The sequence below is a fragment of the Marinomonas sp. A3A genome (genome assembly GCF_018336955.1).
In the GTDB taxonomy this organism is placed as follows: domain Bacteria; phylum Pseudomonadota; class Gammaproteobacteria; order Pseudomonadales; family Marinomonadaceae; genus Marinomonas; species Marinomonas lutimaris.
Map to the genome: position 1 here is coordinate 302,318 of NZ_CP025532.1, position 18,308 is coordinate 320,625.

Here is an 18,308-nt window from a genome sequence, read left to right on the forward strand (position 1 = left end):
TAACTTCGCTCGCGACATCGTTTATGTGGTTTAAGTTAAATACGCAATTACCCTTATTTTATGGAATGAAATCGATATGTTGGCAAAAAATATATCGACGTATACCAACATGCCTTTTTGGCTGGCAGATACGTCTTTGGCGAGCAAAATCCACGCAAACGCACGCTTTGAAATCCCACAAAAAGCCGATGCTGTTATTGTCGGTGGCGGCTTTACTGGCATCTCTGCAGCCATTACCTTGGCGCGAGCGGGACTCAAAGTGGTTCTACTAGAAGCTGGGCATTTAGGCGAAGGCGCGAGCTGTCGAAATGGCGGTTTGCTTGGGCCAAGCTTCAGCAAATTAGGCGTCGATGGACTCGAACGCCAGTATGGTCGTGACAATGTTCATGAGACGATTCGTGAAAGCTTAGTAGCCTTTAATTGGCTGGTGGATTTTATCAAGGAAGAGCAAATCGATTGTGACCTGTCCTTGTGTGGCCGCTTCCGTGGCGCGAGTCATCCTAGCCATTACGCTGGGTTGATCGAGCAAGCGGAAGAGCTAGCGAAAGTCGTGGATTTCCCCGCTATTGCCGTGAGCCGTCAGGATCAATTCGAAGAAGTAGGTTCTAACGCGTATCACGGTGGTGTGATTTATCCGACCGATGGTACGTTACAGCCCGCCAAGCTACATCGTGGGCTTTGCCAAATTGCTCAGCAATCAGGTGTGTTAATGCTAGAACACACCAAGGTGCGTGATGTCAGTAAACAGGGCGCTAGCTACAAGGTTCAGTACGATGGCGGTGTTATCGATGCTGATCAAGTGATTATCGCGACCAATGGCTACACAGGTGGCGAGTTTGATAAATTCAAACGCCGCATCATTCCTATTCGTTCTGCGATGATTGCCACCGAAGAATTACCTGAATCTGTGATTCGTTCCGTGAGCCCGAAATTACGCGCCCACGGCGGCACCGAGCGTTTGGTTGCCTATTATCGACCTTCGCCAGATGGCAAACGCATCTTGTTTGGCGGTCGAGCGTTTGGCCGCGGCGACCAGCCACAGCTGTATTCGAAATACCTACAAGACTTCATGATTCGTACTTTTCCTCAGCTGGAAGAGGCAAAAATCGATTACGCTTGGTCAGGTTATGTCGCCTACACCTTTGACCATGTGCCACACATTGGCAAGATGGACGACATGCACTACGCCATGGGTTACTGTGGTTCTGGTGTTGGTCGTGCCAATTACTTTGGTCGTAAAATCGCTCAACAAGTGCTTAACCAAGTGGAAGGCAAAACCTCATTTGATGGCTTTCCCTTCAAAACGCGTTCTTTGTACACTGGAACACCTTGGTTCTTGCCGATGATTATGAAATGGCACGACTTTGCGGATCGTCGAGGCTGGTAACACTAGATGTAAAAACTTATCAAAACCTCAGCAATTCGCTGAGGTTTTATGGCTTACGATCAGCCGGATGATTAACGCCATCGTTTGTCACCACATCGCCAAGATCATAAGGATTAACACCTTCAAGACAACCTATGTTGTAGCCATATTGGGTTGGGTTTGATCGACGTTGATGATGAGTATAAATGCCACAGTTTGAACAGAAAAAATGCTTGGCTGTGTTGGTGTTGAATTGATAAAGCTTTAACACATCATGGCCTTTAACTATTCGAAGGTTATCTAGCGTGACAGAACCTACGATGGCACCTTTACGACGACAAATAGAGCAATCGCAGCGCCTTGGATTTTCGATGCCGTTAGGCAGGGTTAATTCCAATTCAACAGCACCACAATGACAACTGCCTTTGTGTTTGAGTTTTATTTTTGTTGGACCGACTTGTTTGATCATTTTCTATTGTCTTCGGAAGCAACTTATGGGGAGAGAGTTTAATCGTAGTTTTTCTTAGATCTCTACAAAAATACTAAAAAAACTAAGAAGAGTGAAAAATAGAATGAGAAATACCCATTGAGATACCATCAAAAATTTATCAAAATAAGTGACACTGCCTATAAATAAAAATGGGTCAAAGAGTTTTTCTTTCCTGCCTGATTTAACAAAATGCTTTGGCCAAAATGTTCCATGCATGTAAAGCATTGTTCGCCCCCAAAAAATATCGAAGTTCTCGGGAGGGTTACCGTGACTTGCTAGAATATTATCAATTTTACGCACGACTTTTAGCCAATAAGCCAGAACACAAATCAAGTAAAGAAAAAATGCTGAGAACATCACTAAACCAATGACAACAAATTGAATATCAGTAAGTGTAAGCATCTATTTCGGCACCCTCATCTGCATTAGAAAAAAAGCTCACGATTCTATCGTAAATGTTTTCAGCAACAGATTGTGCTGCATTTCCCGTTGCGCTTGCTGTTAAGACGGTTGCTACTGCTCCAACTGCTAGCACCAATACCAAAACGGGGCCACTTACAACAACACCAGCGGAAGCAGCAACGTAACCCAGTGCGGTGAAGGCAGCATAAGATGTGCCTATACCAACGCTCCAATTTGCAAATTGTCCTACAGCAGTTCGTGCATAATCTTTTCCATTATCATAGTCGTTATAAACATTTTTGAGACGAACAAGAAAATCCAGCGCTATGAGTCCTTTACCTACCACTTTAATGTAGCGAGTCATGTTGACTAATTTCTTAAAATCCTGTCGGTCTTTTACATAAAAGCTGGTCGTATTTTTACCGTCTCTTGCTAAGTTTACGGCTCTGTTAGGATTGGTGAAATGAGACTTTTTTTGTTGTTTTCTTCGAGCAACATGTTTTTCAATTTCGTTTCTGAATCTTTTATTCAACTCGATTACTTTATTTTGAATATTGGCTTCACGAGCACGAATGGAATAAGAGTTGATGTTATTTCTTAGCATTTGATGATGCTGCTCCATTAGCTTGCTGACTTCGTTCATTTTATCTATCAGTATGTTACCTTTTGTGTCAGCGTATCCTTGCACTCCTCCGGCAACCCCAATCATACTAGAGGGTGAAATATCAACATTCCGAAAAACCTCAGCGATTCCCATTGTTACGTCTTCACCGTAAGTGTCCATCATTACTTTAATTATACTGTTAGACTTTGCATTTAGTGACTTTAAGTCTGCTTCGGATGGGTCTGTGGCGTAACACTGGCTAGAAGAATTATAAATATTATTACCAGGAATTAAGTCGCTAAGAATACCATTGTTCTTTTTGAAGATGTCCAGTGAGTCTGCTTGTAAAAAATTACGGTAATTGTCTTTGGTGATGGGAGTGGAGGGTAGAATTAAATCTGCCATTTTTTGAAATCCATATCTTAGAAAATGTAGCATAATTAAATATTATTCCAGAGGAAAATGAAAGTTTTTCCATATGGCTTCTAATGCAGACAGCGATTGAGTTTTATCTCTGTTGGACCGACTTGTTTGATCATGATATTTATCCATTCAAAGGTTTTAGTAAGCAAACAACGCGCTCTATTTCGTTAAAGCCAAGCTGTTTGTGAAGGTTGACGCTTTTCTCGTTGGTAATCGGGGCGTCGCTGCCGAGCTCCTGAAAGCCTTGTTGTTTGGCCCATTCCTCGGCGGCGTGAATTAAAGCTTTGCCAATGCCTTGTCCTTGGCAATCTGGTGAAACAAACCAAGCTTCGATGTAAGGCGTGGTTTGCTGGCTACTGCCAGGGACATTGTCGCGAAGGTTCAGCTCGATAAATCCGATCATCTTTTGGGCATCATCAAGCGCAATCAACACCTCTTGTACATTTGGATAGCTTCCATGAAAGAAAGCATCGACTTCCGCTTGGCTGATATCTTTGATTTCTGGTAGAAACTCGATTCTTAGGGCTGACCAAGCGGCGGCGTCTGTTGCTTGTATGGTGCGGATGTTGATGGTCATGTGATTAATCTTCCTAGTACTTGCCTTGATTAGTCGTCTTTGGCGGCATGTAACCGATTCAAATCAGCACCGGCGATGGCGTTTAGATGTTGGGTGATTTTCTCGGCGCTCCAGTCCCACCAAGCAATGTCTTGTAATGCTTGAATGGTTTGCTCGTCAAAACGGTATTTGATGATCTTGGCTGGATTGCCACCGACCACGCTGTAAGCTGGCACGTCTGATGTCACGACGGATTTGCTGGCAATGATGGCACCGTTACCTATTTTCACGCCTGGCATGATGGTGGCGTCGTAGCCAATCCATACATCGCTACCTATATTCGTATCGCCTTTGTAGGGTAAATCTCCTGCCTTTGGCGCCGCTTTTTCCCAACCATTACCAAAGATGTAAAACGGATAGGTTGAGAACCCCGCATTAGCATGGTTCGCCCCATTCATAATGAATGTGACGTCTTTTGCGATGGCGCAAAACTTACCGATAATTAGCTTATCGCCAATAAAATCAAAGTGATAAAGCACATTGTCTTCAAAACGTTCTGGCCCATCTGGATCATCGTAATAGGTGTAATCACCAACGATGATGTTGTCGCGGGTAATGAAATTTTTCAGGTAGCCGACTTGTGGGAAGCCTTTCATCGGCTCTTTGTTATCTGGATTGGGTCCCTTCATATTGTCTCTTTTTCTAATCAATTACATGCAAGGCGCGATATTCGTCGTAAGCGAATTGGTCTGTCATGCCGCTGATGTAGTCTTGAATGAGACGACAGCGGAAATAGAACTCCCACGTCTCGTCACTAACGAATTCCAGTTCATTGCCTGTGAAGTGGCTTTTAAAGTCTGTTAGGTTTTTAAGGGCTTGTTGGTAAGCGGCGAGATGTTTGCCTGAAAGCTTATTGCACAAACGTATTTCATAAATGGGTTTTTTATCTGTTTTGTTGAGAATGTTGGTAAACGTGGCTTTATCCAGTGTCAACAGTGGTTTGTAAATGTCCAATAACCCCGTAATGATGCGATAGCCTTGCAGTTCTTGTTTTTGAACTTCTTTCGCGGAAAAAACGTATTTAAAAGCCACGGCTTTGAGGGTTTCTAATAGAGCATGACAGGTGCTTTTGTCCTCTACTAAGGCCTGATTGTATGTGCCGTTGAATATGGTGTTAATGTTGTTTTTAAACTGATTACTGGCGTGTTCAACTGCGCGAGTATTAATAGCGACACGAAAAGGCACGAAAAAATCACCTAAAATATTAGTTATTTCGTAGCGTTCTTTGGGCTTTTTAATGAGCTCTTCCATTAAGTTTTCTTCGGTATCTTTCACTGAGTAGCGTTTGCTTTGCTCAATAAACTCTTCTTTTAGTTTGTCGAGGAGTTCATCAAATTTCAGAATGTCTTTTTCGACGGCGTCTTCGATGTCGGCAATGCAGTAAGAAATATCGTCAGCCGCTTCCATGATATAAGCAAAGGGTGAGCGGCAGCCTTCTGCAATGTCTAAGTTGGTGTTTATCTTATGAATGAGCGGCACTTCACTGAGATAAAAACCAACCTTTTTCTTTAGGTAGCTTTGTGGGTCATTTTCTTCTTTGGGTTTGTCCTGATCAGCTCGTCTAGTGTATTTCATGATGCCGGACATTTGCGTATAGGTTAAGTTAAGCGTTTGGAGTGAATGAACGATACGCAAGGCTTGGGCGTTGCCTTCAAAGGAACAAAGGTCGGTCTTGATAGGCGCTAGCTTGTCTAGGTCGTTTTTCAAATCTTCTCTTTTGGTAAGTTCGTCGATATGATTATGAAACCATTGTTTGATGGCTTCCTCACCAAAATGTCCAAAGGATGGGTTTCCGACATCGTGCATCAGACAAGACATTTCGACAATAGATTCAAATTGGCGCTCTAAGTCTTCTAATCCGTATTCTTCTCGCAGATTCTCTCCCAATATCTTGAAGATTTTTTGACTGATAAAGCGTCCGACTTGTTGAACTTCCATGGAATGAGTGAGACGACTACGCACAGCGGCGTTTCGTTCCAAAGGGAATACTTGGGTTTTCTGCTGCAAGCGGCGGATGGCGGCGGAATTGATAATCCGGCCGCGATCACTTTCAAAGTGCCATAAAGCCGCTCGTTCATCATCGCTAGAATTGTGACTGTTATGAAGGCGGTTAGATCGAATTTTTTGTCTAAAATTAATGGTCATGAAGCACATCCTTGATCTGAAAGCATTTCTTGTCCCTCGATAGTAACGATATTTTTAGCCTCAAGTCATGTTTTAAGTGATGGTATTTTAAACAATGAAGCGGATGGTTCGCTTGTTTCTCATGCAGTCAGGTGTTGAGTTGTCACAGAACTGTCATTTATATGCTTTCTACTGTCTGTATAGTCAAAGGTAAAAGTAGTAGGGAAAAATGTTATGCCTTCAACCCCAGTTGTGGCGACTCTACAAGAGCGTGTGTCTTTTCTCTTGCATGAGGTCGAAACACACTGTCATCTCGTTGAGCTTTTTTTTACATCAGGTTCTGTTGAGTTATTGTCGAGTATTCGTGGGCGTCGTGGTTATGTGCAAGCGCTGCGGGAAAAAGCCGACATTGAAACGGCGCGTTTATTAGAACGTCGCAAAGCCAATACCACCTTCCATGCTCAAGTCAGTGGCATGCATGCCTTGGTGATCGCCCTTGAGATGTTGACCAAGCATTGTTTCGATTGTGTTCGTGAGGGCACGCTAGAGGAAGCCTATGAACATCCAACAGGGCAAGAGTGCCGCAAGTTGGTGAAACGTATCAGACGTGCCTTACGCCTTGTGAAAGTTGGTGTGAGCGACAATCGTCGCCGGACGGGCATTAAGCTAGGCCGACGCACGCATAAGCTGCTGGCGAGCTATAACGAGCTGCAAGCGTTAACTTTGCAAGCGAAGTTCGACCTGAGCGATGACCAGTTGCGCGCTGCGATTCTAAGTAATGTCAGTGTGAAGCGCCTGATAGAGCAATTAGGCGTGGTGGCAGAAGCCTTGATTAAGGCGGATCTTGGTCAAGTGGCCACATTGCAAAATTACCCTCATTTATTGGACAGTGCGACCAACCTAAATTATGACCTACGAGATTTAAAAGTAAGGCGCCTAGCGCTAACTCGCTCTGGCAGTGCCATTGCGGCGATTACCCACAAGGATGAATCTGGCAAAGAGGTGTTAGCGGTTTACAAAGAAGGCGATCGCGCCAAGATTGAAGAAGAAGTGGCTGGCGTGAATCAATGGCGCAATATTGATCCCAGATTGGCTCCTAGCGTTCTTTCCCAAACCGGAACGTCTCAAATCAATGGGAAGAAGGATGACAGCAATGAGCAATCGTCTTTATTGATCGAACATATTCCGGGGAAAACTTTGGAAGCTTTGTTGCTCGATGGTGACCAAGTCGGCACGAAAGCCGCGTTGAAAGTCTTATTTAAAACCCTGAATCAAACGTGGAAAGCCAGTTTAACGTCGGAATCTTGCACGGCAAATTTCATGGGGCAATTACAAAAGCGTATTGGCGACAGTCGCAAGGTTCATCCTGAATTTTTCAAAGACGAAGAACGCATTTGTGGTTACACCAGTCTAAGCTTTGATGAGTTAGTACGTCGCGTGGCTGTAAACGAAGCCCAATGGCGAGCGCCTTTTTCCGTGCTGACCCATGGGGATTTTAACGTCGATAATCTGATTTACGATGATGCGGAAAAACGCGTGTATTTTATCGATCTACATCGCGCGTCTTACTTTGATTATGTGCAAGATTTGTCGGTGTTAATGGTCTCGATTTACCGCTTACAGGTATTAAGTGGTGAGACGCGGACGCACATGATGGAAAGCGCCAAAGAGGTGTATCGCTTTGGTCGACGCTTTGCCAATCGTCAACAAGATACCTCGTTTGAAGTTCGTCTTGCGGCGGGGCTTGCCCGTTCTTTTGCGACTTCGACACGATTTATTTTTGATAAAAAGCTCGCATCTCGAATGCATTTACGCGCTCGCTATTTGCTGGAGCGTCTAGCAAAGCTGTCGTCAGAAGAACGCACCTCTGAACAAGCCCAAACATTTACCTTACCGCTTAAGGAGCTTTACGTTGAATAAGCCGAGAATTGGGGTCATTGGCATCCCAGGAAAATGGTCTACAGAAGTATTGGCGGATCGCCTTGAAGAGCGTACTGGCTTTCGTGCTGTGATCGATATGAGTCAAGTTGAGTTGCGCTTAGACACCAATCAATTGATGTTTCAAGACTTAGATTTGATGACGCTAGACGGTTTGATCATCAAGAAGATCAGCGAAGTCTATGCGCCGGCAACAGAAGACCGTATTCATCTGTTGTCTTATGCGGAACGCGCTGGCGTCAAACTGTTTAGCCCAACTCAAAGTGTGGGTAACTTGGTGAACCGCTTGAGCGGTACTCTGGCGTTGCAGCAAGGCAACATTCCTATGCCGAAAACGCGCATCACAGAGAACCCAGAACAAGCTTTTGCTACAGTGCGAAAATTTGGCTCCGCGATATTAAAACCCCTCTATTCCACCAAAGCCCGCGGCATGATTATGTTGACCGAAGATGACAGTGACGAATTTGTTCGCAACGCGTTGGAAGAGTATCGTCAGAGTCAGTCCATTTATTATATTCAGCAAACGGTGAAATTAGATGGCCGAGATTTGGGCATGGTGTTTGTTGGCGGTGAATATCTTTGTACTTACGCGAGGGTCGGCAATAAAGACTCTTGGAACACCACGATTAACAGCGGTGGCAAGTATGAAAAATTTGAGCCTGATGCCGAGTTGATTGAATTAGGCCGCCGCGCCCAATCTTGTTATGACCTGAGTTTTACTACCGTAGATATTGCCCTGACCGATCAAGGTCCAGTGGTGTTCGAAGTGTCGGCTTTTGGTGGTTTTAAAGGCGCGTTAGAGGGTTGTGATATCGATGCAGCCAGTGTTTACGCGGACTTTGTCCTACAAAAATGTGTTCTACAAAACGATACTTCAAAAGATGGTGTATTGCAGAAGAAGGAGATTGCATCATGATTAAAACCTTATTGAACTTGCCCCATGTAAACGAAGCATTAAGTCATTGTGAAGAAACGATTCGGCTTCATTTTGCCGATCTGTCGGTAATTGTTCATTCCAATGAGGCCATGTTGTTGGCGGGTATTGCCGATTATTATCGTAGTTATTTGAAGGCCGAGGCCCACACGACAATGTCTTTGAACTTGTATGTGATGGAGCAAAACGTCGTTGGCGATGAGCTAGATTGGTTAAATGTGCCACGTGAAGAAGGCAAACAAGGCCGTAAAGAAGGCTATCTTGATGTGGCTGGTGGACGTTGGATTAAAAAATTTAAAACCGGTATGGCGTTTTTACAACGACCGGATCACGCCGTTGCTGTGGGCTCTTGTGCGTCTAACTTGGCGCAAATTATCAACTTTATTAACAACCAATTTTTGAATCATTATTTGCGTGAAGGTTTCACCTTGGGCCATGCGTCGGCGTTTTGTGTAAATGGTGAAGCGACAGCCATCGCCGCTGGATCGGGCGGTGGCAAGTCCACCTTGATGCTGCGTTGTCTGGAAAATCCTGAGCGTGATTTCCTCACCAACGATCGCATTCTGTTTAAAAAGACCGAGCAAGGTACGCAAACCATCGGCTTGGCTAAACTGCCGCGAGTAAACCCAGGTACCTTGTTACATGCCGAGCGTTTACGTCACATCTTGCCAGAAGCGCGCCAGCAAGCCTTACGCCAAATGCCGCAAAGTGAGCTGTGGTCTTTGGAAGAAAAATACGATGTACAAATCGAAGATGAATACGGCCCAAACCGTGTTCGCTTAGCCGGAAATCTATCTCGTCTTATCATGCTGGACTGGTCATTAGACAGCGCTGAGCCGACGCAATTAGAACCGGTTGATTTGTCTTCTCAGCCTGAAGTGATCGAAGGACTACGCAAACGCCCTGGGCCGTTTTATCAAGATAAGAGCGGTGAGTTTGCTGATCTGAACGCCATTGATTCTGTGGCGCACTATTGTCGTGAACTGGCGAACGTGGACGTTTATCGACTCACCGGCAAGATCGACTTTGATCGTGCTTATGAATTAATCGCTGCGTTGGATTAAATGCCACGCGCCTGATTAATGGCTCTTTTAACAGAAAAGGTAATCAATACAATGCAAAGCCCCATCCCAAACGTCACAGACCGTCCTCATCACGCTGACATTATCGCTCGTTTACCAAGCGAGTGGGCGGCTTGGCCTCGGGATGAAAGCTCGGTAAATAGTCATGTTTTAGAACCGAACAAAACGCCGTCTTTATTTAAGAAAAATAAGCTGCGCTGGCCAAAGCGTTCCGTGGTGTTTATTTCTGATCCTCATGCAGATGCAGTAGCTTTTGAGGACTCTTTGATAGCCGCTGGTGTGGCAGAGCGTAAGAAAAAAGCGGGTTTGGGTCATCTTTCCCTGACGAAAAAAGGTAAGCAGTCGGAAATCATCGTGGGTGGAGATTGTTTGGACAAAGGGCCGAGTAATTTAAAATTACTGCGTAGTGTGAAGCAGCTTTATAAGCTAAAAGCACGAGTAACTTTACTCGCTGGTAACCACGACTTGCGCTTGTTGATGGGATTGTTGGCACTGGCGCGCAAAAAGGATGTGGGCAACCAGCACTTTTTCGTACGCATGGGTAAAAAAGTCGTGCCGCTGTTTCGGGAAGTTTTCGACGAATATTTGGCTGACGCTCATTGGGATAAGAAAATTCCCGATGAAGACACATGCCGAGATCTACTTTTCCCCGGCGACGATTGGTTTAAAGAGTTTCCGTTTCATGCAGCAGGTTTTTTGACCGCAGAAGGCATCGACCGTGAAGTTCGTAAAATGGAATCTAAGAATCATAGTTTCGAGAAACATTGTCTGTCCGCAGGGCTGAGCTTGCGACAAGTGTATGCGACCTCGTTGAAATGCCAGCAGTTGTTTTTGCATAAGAAAGGCGAATTTAATTGGTTTTTCCGCAGGATGGAGCTGGTCGCTAAGCGTGGCTCCTTCTTGTTTTTACATGCTGGCTTGGACGACAGCATGGGGCAAATGTTGCTGAAAAGCGGCACTAAATATGCGAACAAAGCCTTCCATCGCAATTTAAAACGTCGAGATTTATTCAGCTTTTACTACAGCTCGATTGCCAATACCTTTCGCACAAAATACCGCGATGCCGATCTTCCGCTAACTGAGCGCGGCGTAAACGCCATTCACAAAGCCGGTATTCATGTGGTTGTACAAGGTCATATCAACCGTCAGCAAGGTCAGCGAATTACTATCAAAAAAGGTCTGGTGCATGTGGAAGCTGATATCACCTTGGACTGCCATTCGCGCACAGCGGAAGGCTTAAAAGGCCATGGCATCGGCGCGACCTTGATAGGAAAAGACACTGGCATCGTTGGGTTGAGCTGTGATTACCCAACCGCAAAAGTAATGACCTCAATCGAACTACAAGGAATTTACGGACAAGTATTATGAAATCGAAAACAGAATTCAAATATGAAGCCTTATTGGATGCCGACGATATTCAAGACGTACTAAAAGCCCTGTCGAAAGGTTTATCGAAGGGTAAACTGGAATTTAGTGAAGAAAAAGAAGGTTCCTTAACTCTCGATCCAAAGGGGCTAATGCGCTTAAAAGTTAGTGCGTCAGAAGACGAAGATAGTCAGCAGTTTGAAGTAAAAGTGCGCTGGGAAAAACGCCCTAAGCGTCTTAATAAAACAGCGCCAAATATTTTGTCTTGATATTTTCTAGTGGATAAAAAAAGACCGCCTATTTGCTTAAGCAGTGAGGCGGTAAAGTTCGAAGAAACGCATTTTTAAACTGATAATTGGTTAATCATCTGTCTCAGTGAGTCTTTGATTCCGCTTGCGGACACGATTATAGGATTGCCCTTTAGCAGTCCTTCACCTGATAAAAAGTCATTGGTTGCGCCACCAGCTTCATCCACCATAATGAGTCCTGCTAAACAATCCCATGAGTTGATGTGAGGTTCGTAGTAGCCAATCAAACGACCAGCCGCCACGTAAGCCAACATGAGTGCGCCAGAACCGTTGCGAATAAACATGCCACCTTGGTTTAACAGCTTATCGATGAAGTTCACACATAGCGATGCTGGAACTCGGTGAGACGTACCTAAGCCCATCACGCCTTCTTGTACTGAATTTACTGCTAATGTTGCGACTTTTTTGTCGTTTACAAAGCAGCCTTTGCCAGCCACGGCGCTAAATAGTTCGTTACTGTTTGGGTCAAAAATTAGTCCGCAGGCAATTTTATCGTTCACCATGAGCGCAATCGAAATACACCAAGAATGCATGCCATTGAGGAAACAAGCCGTACCGTCAATTGGATCAATGACCCACAAATACTGGTTGTCACCTTTGGTAATACCTTGCTCTTCACCAAGAAAGCCATCTTGCGGGAAGTGCTCTTGTAAGCCTTCAATAATGGTGACTTCCACATTACGGTCAGCGATGCTTACTACGTCTTGTGGTTCCATTTTGGTTTCGACGATTAACTTTTCTCGATTACGAAAATACTCCAGAGCTTGAGTCCCAGCGATTTTGATCACTTTCTCAGCATGGTTAAATCGGTCGAGAACCGTTTGATCTATTAGGTTATGAGCTAAAAACATGAGGTTTACTCTCCACTCTAAGCTGTCTTAACTAACGCAAGACCGCGATTTGAAAACGCAATAGACACATCGGAACCGACGGGAATTGCTTGCTCAACACGATAGTCGACGACGAATAAGTTACCCACTTCGGAATCAACATCGTATTGCATTTGGTTGCCTAAATAAGTGGCTCGTCTAACGGTGCCAGTGAGCCCACTAGACTGTTGGTCTCGCATGGATAAACGTACGGAACTTGGGTGCACTGCTAGCTGCACGCGGCCTTTGCTGAAGCCGCGCTGTGGTAAAGAACAGCGTAGCGTGCCAACGGCAACGTCTGCGGTCTGCCCGTCGGTGGCGATGATGTCCGCCTCGATGAGATTGGCGTCACCAATAAAATCAGCAATAAAGCTTGAAGCAGGTGCTTCGTAGAGTTCACGTGGGCTACCTTCTTGGGCAATGACTGAGCGATTCATTACGATAATGCGATCCGATACAGCCAGCGCTTCTTCTTGATCGTGGGTCACATAAACCGCGGTTAAACCGATTTTTTGCTGAAGTTCGCGAATTTCTTCCCGAACATGGCGACGTAATTTGGCGTCTAGGTTTGATAGCGGTTCGTCTAGCAGAAGCACTTCAGGTTCTAGAACTAGTGCTCGAGCCACAGCAACACGTTGCTGCTGACCGCCGGATAGTTCACTCGGGTAACGCTGCCCGTAGCCTGCCAAGCCAACCAGCTCTAATCCTTCTTCGCTCTTTTCCTTGGCTTCGATTTTATTAACACCGCTGGCGTTTAAGCCGTAAGCAACGTTTTCGGCCACTGTCATGTGCGGGAACAAAGCATAAGATTGAAACACCATGCTGACGTCTCGGTCAGTTGCAGGTAGATGCGTAACGTCTTTATTGCCTATCATAATACGGCCAGAAGTGGGGTGTTCTAACCCAGCCAACATGCGTAAAGTAGTTGTTTTCCCACAGCCGCTTGGCCCTAATAAGGTGACAAGATTGCCTGGCTCTATGGTGAAAGACACGTTATCAATGGCCGTAACATTGCCAAAGGTTTTAATGACGTTTTCAAAGCTCACCGAGCCTGGTTTGTAATGGAGACTCATGCGTGTTTCTCCTTAAGAGAAGGGCTTGAAGTAGCCGATGATTTGGAAGAATGAGAAATCGAATCTGTGCGTCGTAGGCGGCGTTGCCCAACAAATAAATTAATAGCGATAATGGCCGTCAACATGACTAAAATCAGCACGCTACAGTAAGCGATTGCAATGCCGTACTCGCCGTTTTCCACTAAGCCTATGATGTAAGAGGTCGCCATATTGTGATCGGCGCTGACAAGAAAGATAACCGCACTGACCGAGGTAATGGCGCGCACAAAGCTGTATACCAAAGCTGCGATGATGGCAGGGCGTAGCAGAGGAAGTATCACGCGTCGGAAGGTCATTAAGCTGTTTGCACCTAAGGTGAGCGAGGCTTCGTCTAAGCTCTTGTCTAATTGACTCATGGCGGCAATACCGCCACGTACGCCAACTGGCATATTACGGAAAACAAAACAGATAATCAGGATTACGCCTGTGCCAGTAAGCTCTAGCGGCGGCACGTTAAAGGCAAGAATATAGCTGATACCAATAACAGTACCCGGAATTGCAAAGCTCAACATGGTGCCGAACTCGAAGGCATTTTTCCATTTGAACTGCTGGCGTACTAACAAGTAAGCAGTCAACAAACCAACGATGGCCGTGAAAGGTGCTGCAATGGCGGAAATGCTTAGCGTCGTCCATAAGGAATCCCATGCTGCGCCTTCCCAGATCACACCAAACTCGCCCCATCCGACAGAAAAAGCGTCTTGATAATGCTGCAAGGTAAAGCTGTTATCGTAGCCCCAGTTTTGTACAAAACCACCGAACATTATCATGCCGTAAATGACGATGGTTAATGCTGCCCAAGGCAGGGCCGTCATGTAGCAAGCTAACTTCATTCCGTGGTTTAAGCCCATGTAAGCACCGGAATCTGCTTTACCCGTTACTGTGGTATAGGATTTTTTGCCGATCCAATGACGCTGAAGGAAAAATGCGCTTAGAGTGAAAATCAACAATAGAATGGCGAGGACAGCCGCATAACCTTGATCGTTTTGGGCGCCGACGATGGCGAAGAATATCTCGGTGGAAAGCACATCAAAGTCACCACCAAGTACCATTGGATTACCGAAATCGGCCAAACTTTCAATGAAAGCCAGTAAAAATGCATTGGCTAAACCAGGGCGCATTAATGGCAGTGACACATTGATAAAGGTTCGCCAACGATCGGCACGTAAGGTCTGAGAGGCTTCTTCCATAGAAGGGCTAACGCCTTCCACCACGCCAATCAATACCAAAAAGGAAATCGGTGTAAAAGATAATACTTGAGCAAGTAATACTCCCGGCATGCCATACAGCCATCGACCTGGTTCAATATTAAAAGCATCAGCGAAGAATTGTGTCACTACGCCAGAACGTCCGAATAATAGAATCAGCGCTAAGCCAATAACAAAGGGTGGTGTGATAATAGGTAAAACAGTGAGCAGACGTAAGGATCTTTTCCAGCGAAACCCAGTGCGGGTGACGACTAGCGCAAAAGACAAGCCTAGCAAGGTTGTTAATGTTGCTGTCAGAATTGCCAGCGTTAGGGAATTCCACGCAGTGCCGCAAGCGTAGCCACCGCTGAGGCACGACAACGACCAAATATTATCGCTAAAGAACTTACCGAAAAACGCCGTTGGAGCAAACATGCCGTCATTGTTCATAAAGGCGCTAATTAATACTTGGCTGACAGGGAAAAATACAAATAAGCCAACCAACGCGACGATCAAACCAATGCTTCCGGTGACAAAGACATCACCTTTCAAAAAGCCTGTAGCAGCAAGTCCAGTGGTTAAAAGTATCAGGAAGGACAAACCACATAGCATGGCTCCATAGCCAAAACCATACTGTTGGTATTCTAGTTCGCCAAATAAGGATTCCAGTCCTGAAAATTGCCAACCACTGACGCCAATGGCGAAACCTTGGCCCATCATATAGATAAGGCCAAAAGCGCCAGAATAGATTAGATAGCGGCTGTATCTAGGGTCGCTTTTCGTTAATGAAATTAGGCGCAAAGGCGCAATTAAAGGCAAGGCTAATGGCAGCAACCAAAGCTTATCACCAAGCAAGCCTTGCAGAATCGCAGGAGCGTAGTAGAGGTCAGTAGGATAACCGTCGGTTAACCAGACAAATGACCAAAAGCCATCTTCGAGCAGATACCACGGCATCAGCAAAAAGCCGATCCAGCCGAGTAACAGCCACGGAATAAAAGAGTGTTTCACGATCGATACTCCAAACAGTAACTTGAGTCTCTGCCGGGACTAAGGCCCAGCAGATCTCAGGAAAACCAAGGTTCGTCTGAATGATTAACGAGGTAGAGATTTGATCTCATTGTCCCACCGTTGCAGCAAATGTTGGCGCGTGTCCGCAGAGCCGTATTTGGCAAAGTCGTAATCGATCAGTTTTAGCGTATCGAAGTCAGGCGCACCCGGTGGTGTTGTCGCTGACTTATTGGATGGTACTTGGTAAGCATTGGCTTTTTCAGCCATGGTTTGAATATCTGGGCGCAAGGCAAACTCAGCCCAAATTTTCGCTTCTTTCAGATGACGAGCACCTTTGACGATACTCATTGAGCCCACTTCATAGCCTGTACCTTCACAAGGCGCGACGGCTTTAACTGGGTAGCCTTTTTTCACTTGTTTTACTATGTCGTGAATAAAAGTAATGCCGATGGTGGTTTCTCCATTGGACGCGGCTTTAATCGGCGCCGAGCCGGACTTTGTATATTGGTTAATGTTTTTATGCAGTTGAGCAAGGAAATCGAAAGCTTGATCCTCTCCCATCATTTGTACAAAGGTCGCTAGAGCCGTGTACGAAGTGCCAGATGAGTTCGGGTTGGCTATCTGCACTTCCCCTTTGTAAATCGGCTTGGCTAGATCTTTCCAGCATTGTGGGGCAGGCAATCCTTTGGATTTTAGGATATCTTCATTGTAGCCAAAACCCAGTGCACCAGCGTAAACCCCGACAGTGCGGTAGCCCGATACTTTCGCTTGGTTTTGTGCCCAATTCCTTAGGTTTGGGAGCGCTTTAGGTTTATAAACTTGAGTGAGCTTTTCCGCTGCGGCTTGTAGATGAGGATCGCCAGTACCGCCCCACCAAATATCAATTTTGGGATTTTGAGCTTCAGCACGTAGCTGTGCATAAGCTTCGCCAGAACTCTTACGAATAAGAGAGACATCAATACCTGTTTCTGCTTCAAAGCTTGTTTCCATCAAGCTACACCAATCGGTATCTGTGGAGCAAAGAACATTTAGCTTACCTTTGGCCATAGCGGGTGCGGCGCAAAATGTCGCCGCTGTCGCGAAAGCAAGGCTAAGGATATATGGAGAGTTTTTCATTTTTATATTGCCTCCTGATGTTTTAAATAGTTGTGCATACGTATGAACAACAAAATAAGCATACTAGGCAAATCTCGATAACGAAAGGTAAATTTCAAAAATAATTTAAGGTGAAATAAAAATTCTATTGTGGTCAATAGGTAACGTATTTCGGTCGGTATAAATAGTATGTTTTGTTTTCTACGTTAGTTCGTTATGGGCTTGGCTAAAGTAGAGCGATAGATTAGTTCCGCGGGAATCGCTTGCTTACTGGGTACTGAGGTTGGGGACTTTAATCGGTTTAATAGGGTCTGCACCGAAGCTTTTGCTATTTCGGTTGAAGATTGTCTAACGGTCGTTAAGTCATAGGCCTTAAAGCTGGCTAGGGCTATGTCATCGCAGCCAATGACTCCGATAGACTGCATTTCTTTGGCGGTTACGAATAGCTTAGCGGCATCTAGAAAGCCACAGGCAATATGATCCATGCAGAAAAAAACGCCGTCCGGTTTATGTTGTGAGGTTAAGATTTTGTCTGCAATTTGATAACCGCTGTCATAATTCCCAGCTTCACACAACACTTCTGTAGCTCGAACTTTTTCACTGTTTAGGAAAGGCGCTAAATAATTTAAGAAACCTTTGACGCGCATTACGCTACTGAAGCTTGGCTTTTTAGATCGTACGACGACAAGGTTAGTTTTACCTGATTTTATAAACGCTTCAGCCGCCATGGCTCCAGCACTTTCATTATCTAAATTAACGATGTCTGCTTCATCGGAATGCTCTGTACGATTTACCAATACCACGGGAATAGCGTGTCTTATAAAGGCTTTTCCAATGTTTTCACTGGGTGTCCCTGAGGTAATTATCACACCGCTAAGCTGATATTGAATCAGTCCGTGTAGCTCTTCGTCTATAGTTTCTTTATCAGACACATCCATGACCATGGGGCGAAGCCCGCTATTTTGCACTTCAACGATCAACTTATGTAGGAACTCTGAGCGAAAAGGATCTTCTAAACCAGCCGTGACAAGGCCAACGAGATCGCTACGTTTTTTTATCATGGTTTGTGCGGCTTTGTTGATTTGATAGCCCAGCTGTTCGGCTGCGGTAAAAACTCGCTGGCGAGTAGTTTTTGAGATTCGACTATTGGGGTCAAAGCTACGTGATACAGTAGATTGCGATACGCCCGCTAAAATAGCGACATCAGCAGAAGTGGCATTGCGTTTGTTCATGTGTTTGCTCTGATCCATTTTGTTCAAGAAAGCTTGTGTTATTTTGTGGTGACTTGTTATGCCTATGATACAAACGATAAGTCGCGCACCTATGGATAAGCTGTCAGGTTAAAACATTTGGGACAAAAAAGGTTATTTTTAAATCTGTAGTAACAA

General features: G+C 45.1%; 17 protein-coding genes. 6 read left to right on the forward strand and 11 right to left on the reverse strand.

Features of this window, described 5'->3' with window-relative positions; genetic code table 11:
* The first annotated feature begins 76 nt into the window (after positions 1-76).
* Positions 77-1,387, forward strand: a complete 1,311-nt coding sequence (locus CYL31_RS01325) for an NAD(P)/FAD-dependent oxidoreductase (protein ID WP_212917210.1) — start codon at positions 77-79, stop codon at positions 1,385-1,387.
* Positions 1,388-1,433: 46 nt separating this feature from the next.
* On the opposite strand, the gene CYL31_RS01330 is transcribed toward CYL31_RS01325, so the two are convergent.
* From CYL31_RS01330 to dgt, 6 genes are all read right to left on the reverse strand, one after another.
* On the reverse strand, positions 1,434-1,835 hold the full coding sequence (locus tag CYL31_RS01330; RefSeq protein ID WP_212917211.1) for a GFA family protein: 402 nt from the start codon (positions 1,833-1,835) through the stop codon (positions 1,434-1,436).
* A 54-nt stretch (positions 1,836-1,889) separates the two neighbouring features.
* Positions 1,890-2,258, reverse strand: coding sequence for a hypothetical protein (locus CYL31_RS01335; protein ID WP_212917212.1), 369 nt, complete (start codon positions 2,256-2,258; stop codon positions 1,890-1,892).
* On the reverse strand, positions 2,242-3,267 hold the full coding sequence (locus tag CYL31_RS01340; RefSeq protein ID WP_212917213.1) for a hypothetical protein: 1,026 nt from the start codon (positions 3,265-3,267) through the stop codon (positions 2,242-2,244). The genes CYL31_RS01335 and CYL31_RS01340 overlap by 17 nt, the downstream gene beginning before the upstream one ends.
* Positions 3,268-3,406: 139 nt before the next feature.
* Positions 3,407-3,862, reverse strand: a complete 456-nt coding sequence (locus CYL31_RS01345) for a GNAT family N-acetyltransferase (protein WP_212917214.1) — start codon at positions 3,860-3,862, stop codon at positions 3,407-3,409.
* Between the two features lie 29 nt (positions 3,863-3,891).
* Complete coding sequence (locus tag CYL31_RS01350) at positions 3,892-4,530, reverse strand: Vat family streptogramin A O-acetyltransferase (protein WP_212917215.1); 639 nt, start codon at positions 4,528-4,530, stop codon at positions 3,892-3,894.
* A gap of 13 nt (positions 4,531-4,543) precedes the next feature.
* Positions 4,544-6,046 (reverse strand): dGTPase, encoded by a 1,503-nt coding sequence (gene dgt / locus CYL31_RS01355; protein WP_212917216.1) that lies wholly within the window; start codon positions 6,044-6,046, stop codon positions 4,544-4,546.
* Positions 6,047-6,259: 213 nt separating this feature from the next.
* Between dgt and CYL31_RS01360 the strand changes: the two genes are divergently transcribed.
* From CYL31_RS01360 to CYL31_RS01380, 5 genes are read left to right on the forward strand one after another with little or no spacing between them, the layout of a single operon-like run.
* A complete protein-coding gene (locus tag CYL31_RS01360; protein WP_212917217.1) occupies positions 6,260-7,945 on the forward strand; it encodes a phosphotransferase in 1,686 nt (561 codons plus the stop codon).
* The gene (locus CYL31_RS01365) at positions 7,938-8,879 is read left to right on the forward strand and encodes a GAK system ATP-grasp enzyme (RefSeq protein ID WP_212917218.1); all 942 of its coding nucleotides are present in this window, start codon (positions 7,938-7,940) and stop codon (positions 8,877-8,879) included. The genes CYL31_RS01360 and CYL31_RS01365 overlap by 8 nt, the downstream gene beginning before the upstream one ends.
* Complete coding sequence (locus CYL31_RS01370) at positions 8,876-9,961, forward strand: HprK-related kinase B (RefSeq protein ID WP_212917219.1); 1,086 nt, start codon at positions 8,876-8,878, stop codon at positions 9,959-9,961. Before CYL31_RS01365 ends, CYL31_RS01370 begins: the two co-directional genes overlap by 4 nt.
* A 51-nt stretch (positions 9,962-10,012) precedes the next feature.
* Positions 10,013-11,347, forward strand: coding sequence for a metallophosphoesterase (locus CYL31_RS01375; RefSeq protein WP_212917220.1), 1,335 nt, complete (start codon positions 10,013-10,015; stop codon positions 11,345-11,347).
* On the forward strand, positions 11,344-11,613 hold the full coding sequence (locus CYL31_RS01380) for an amphi-Trp domain-containing protein (protein WP_212917221.1): 270 nt from the start codon (positions 11,344-11,346) through the stop codon (positions 11,611-11,613). Before CYL31_RS01375 ends, CYL31_RS01380 begins: the two co-directional genes overlap by 4 nt.
* Before the next feature lie 74 nt (positions 11,614-11,687).
* On the opposite strand, the gene CYL31_RS01385 is transcribed toward CYL31_RS01380, so the two are convergent.
* The 5 genes from CYL31_RS01385 to CYL31_RS01405 form a co-directional block, all read right to left on the reverse strand.
* Entirely contained in the window at positions 11,688-12,503 is an 816-nt protein-coding gene (locus CYL31_RS01385; RefSeq protein WP_212917222.1) for an inositol monophosphatase family protein, read from the reverse strand.
* Positions 12,504-12,520: 17 nt separating this feature from the next.
* The gene (locus CYL31_RS01390; protein WP_212917223.1) at positions 12,521-13,594 is read right to left on the reverse strand and encodes an ABC transporter ATP-binding protein; all 1,074 of its coding nucleotides are present in this window, start codon (positions 13,592-13,594) and stop codon (positions 12,521-12,523) included.
* Complete coding sequence (locus tag CYL31_RS01395) at positions 13,591-15,825, reverse strand: ABC transporter permease (protein ID WP_249411656.1); 2,235 nt, start codon at positions 15,823-15,825, stop codon at positions 13,591-13,593. Before CYL31_RS01395 ends, CYL31_RS01390 begins: the two co-directional genes overlap by 4 nt.
* 84 nt (positions 15,826-15,909) lie before the next feature.
* A complete protein-coding gene (locus CYL31_RS01400) occupies positions 15,910-16,941 on the reverse strand; it encodes an ABC transporter substrate-binding protein (protein ID WP_212917224.1) in 1,032 nt (343 codons plus the stop codon).
* A 185-nt stretch (positions 16,942-17,126) separates the two neighbouring features.
* Positions 17,127-18,152 (reverse strand): LacI family DNA-binding transcriptional regulator, encoded by a 1,026-nt coding sequence (locus tag CYL31_RS01405; RefSeq protein ID WP_212917225.1) that lies wholly within the window; start codon positions 18,150-18,152, stop codon positions 17,127-17,129.
* Positions 18,153-18,308 lie beyond the last annotated feature (156 nt).

Coding starts and splice junctions, on each gene's coding strand:
- CYL31_RS01325 (WP_212917210.1), top strand. CDS start 77: ATGTTGGCAAAAAATATATCGACGTATACCAACATGCCTTTTTGGCTG.
- CYL31_RS01330 (WP_212917211.1), bottom strand. CDS start 1,835: ATGATCAAACAAGTCGGTCCAACAAAAATAAAACTCAAACACAAAGGC.
- CYL31_RS01335 (WP_212917212.1), bottom strand. CDS start 2,258: ATGCTTACACTTACTGATATTCAATTTGTTGTCATTGGTTTAGTGATG.
- CYL31_RS01340 (WP_212917213.1), bottom strand. CDS start 3,267: ATGGCAGATTTAATTCTACCCTCCACTCCCATCACCAAAGACAATTAC.
- CYL31_RS01345 (WP_212917214.1), bottom strand. CDS start 3,862: ATGACCATCAACATCCGCACCATACAAGCAACAGACGCCGCCGCTTGG.
- CYL31_RS01350 (WP_212917215.1), bottom strand. CDS start 4,530: ATGAAGGGACCCAATCCAGATAACAAAGAGCCGATGAAAGGCTTCCCA.
- dgt (WP_212917216.1), bottom strand. CDS start 6,046: ATGACCATTAATTTTAGACAAAAAATTCGATCTAACCGCCTTCATAAC.
- CYL31_RS01360 (WP_212917217.1), top strand. CDS start 6,260: ATGCCTTCAACCCCAGTTGTGGCGACTCTACAAGAGCGTGTGTCTTTT.
- CYL31_RS01370 (WP_212917219.1), top strand. CDS start 8,876: ATGATTAAAACCTTATTGAACTTGCCCCATGTAAACGAAGCATTAAGT.
- CYL31_RS01375 (WP_212917220.1), top strand. CDS start 10,013: ATGCAAAGCCCCATCCCAAACGTCACAGACCGTCCTCATCACGCTGAC.
- CYL31_RS01380 (WP_212917221.1), top strand. CDS start 11,344: ATGAAATCGAAAACAGAATTCAAATATGAAGCCTTATTGGATGCCGAC.
- CYL31_RS01385 (WP_212917222.1), bottom strand. CDS start 12,503: ATGTTTTTAGCTCATAACCTAATAGATCAAACGGTTCTCGACCGATTT.
- CYL31_RS01390 (WP_212917223.1), bottom strand. CDS start 13,594: ATGAGTCTCCATTACAAACCAGGCTCGGTGAGCTTTGAAAACGTCATT.
- CYL31_RS01400 (WP_212917224.1), bottom strand. CDS start 16,941: ATGAAAAACTCTCCATATATCCTTAGCCTTGCTTTCGCGACAGCGGCG.
- CYL31_RS01405 (WP_212917225.1), bottom strand. CDS start 18,152: ATGAACAAACGCAATGCCACTTCTGCTGATGTCGCTATTTTAGCGGGC.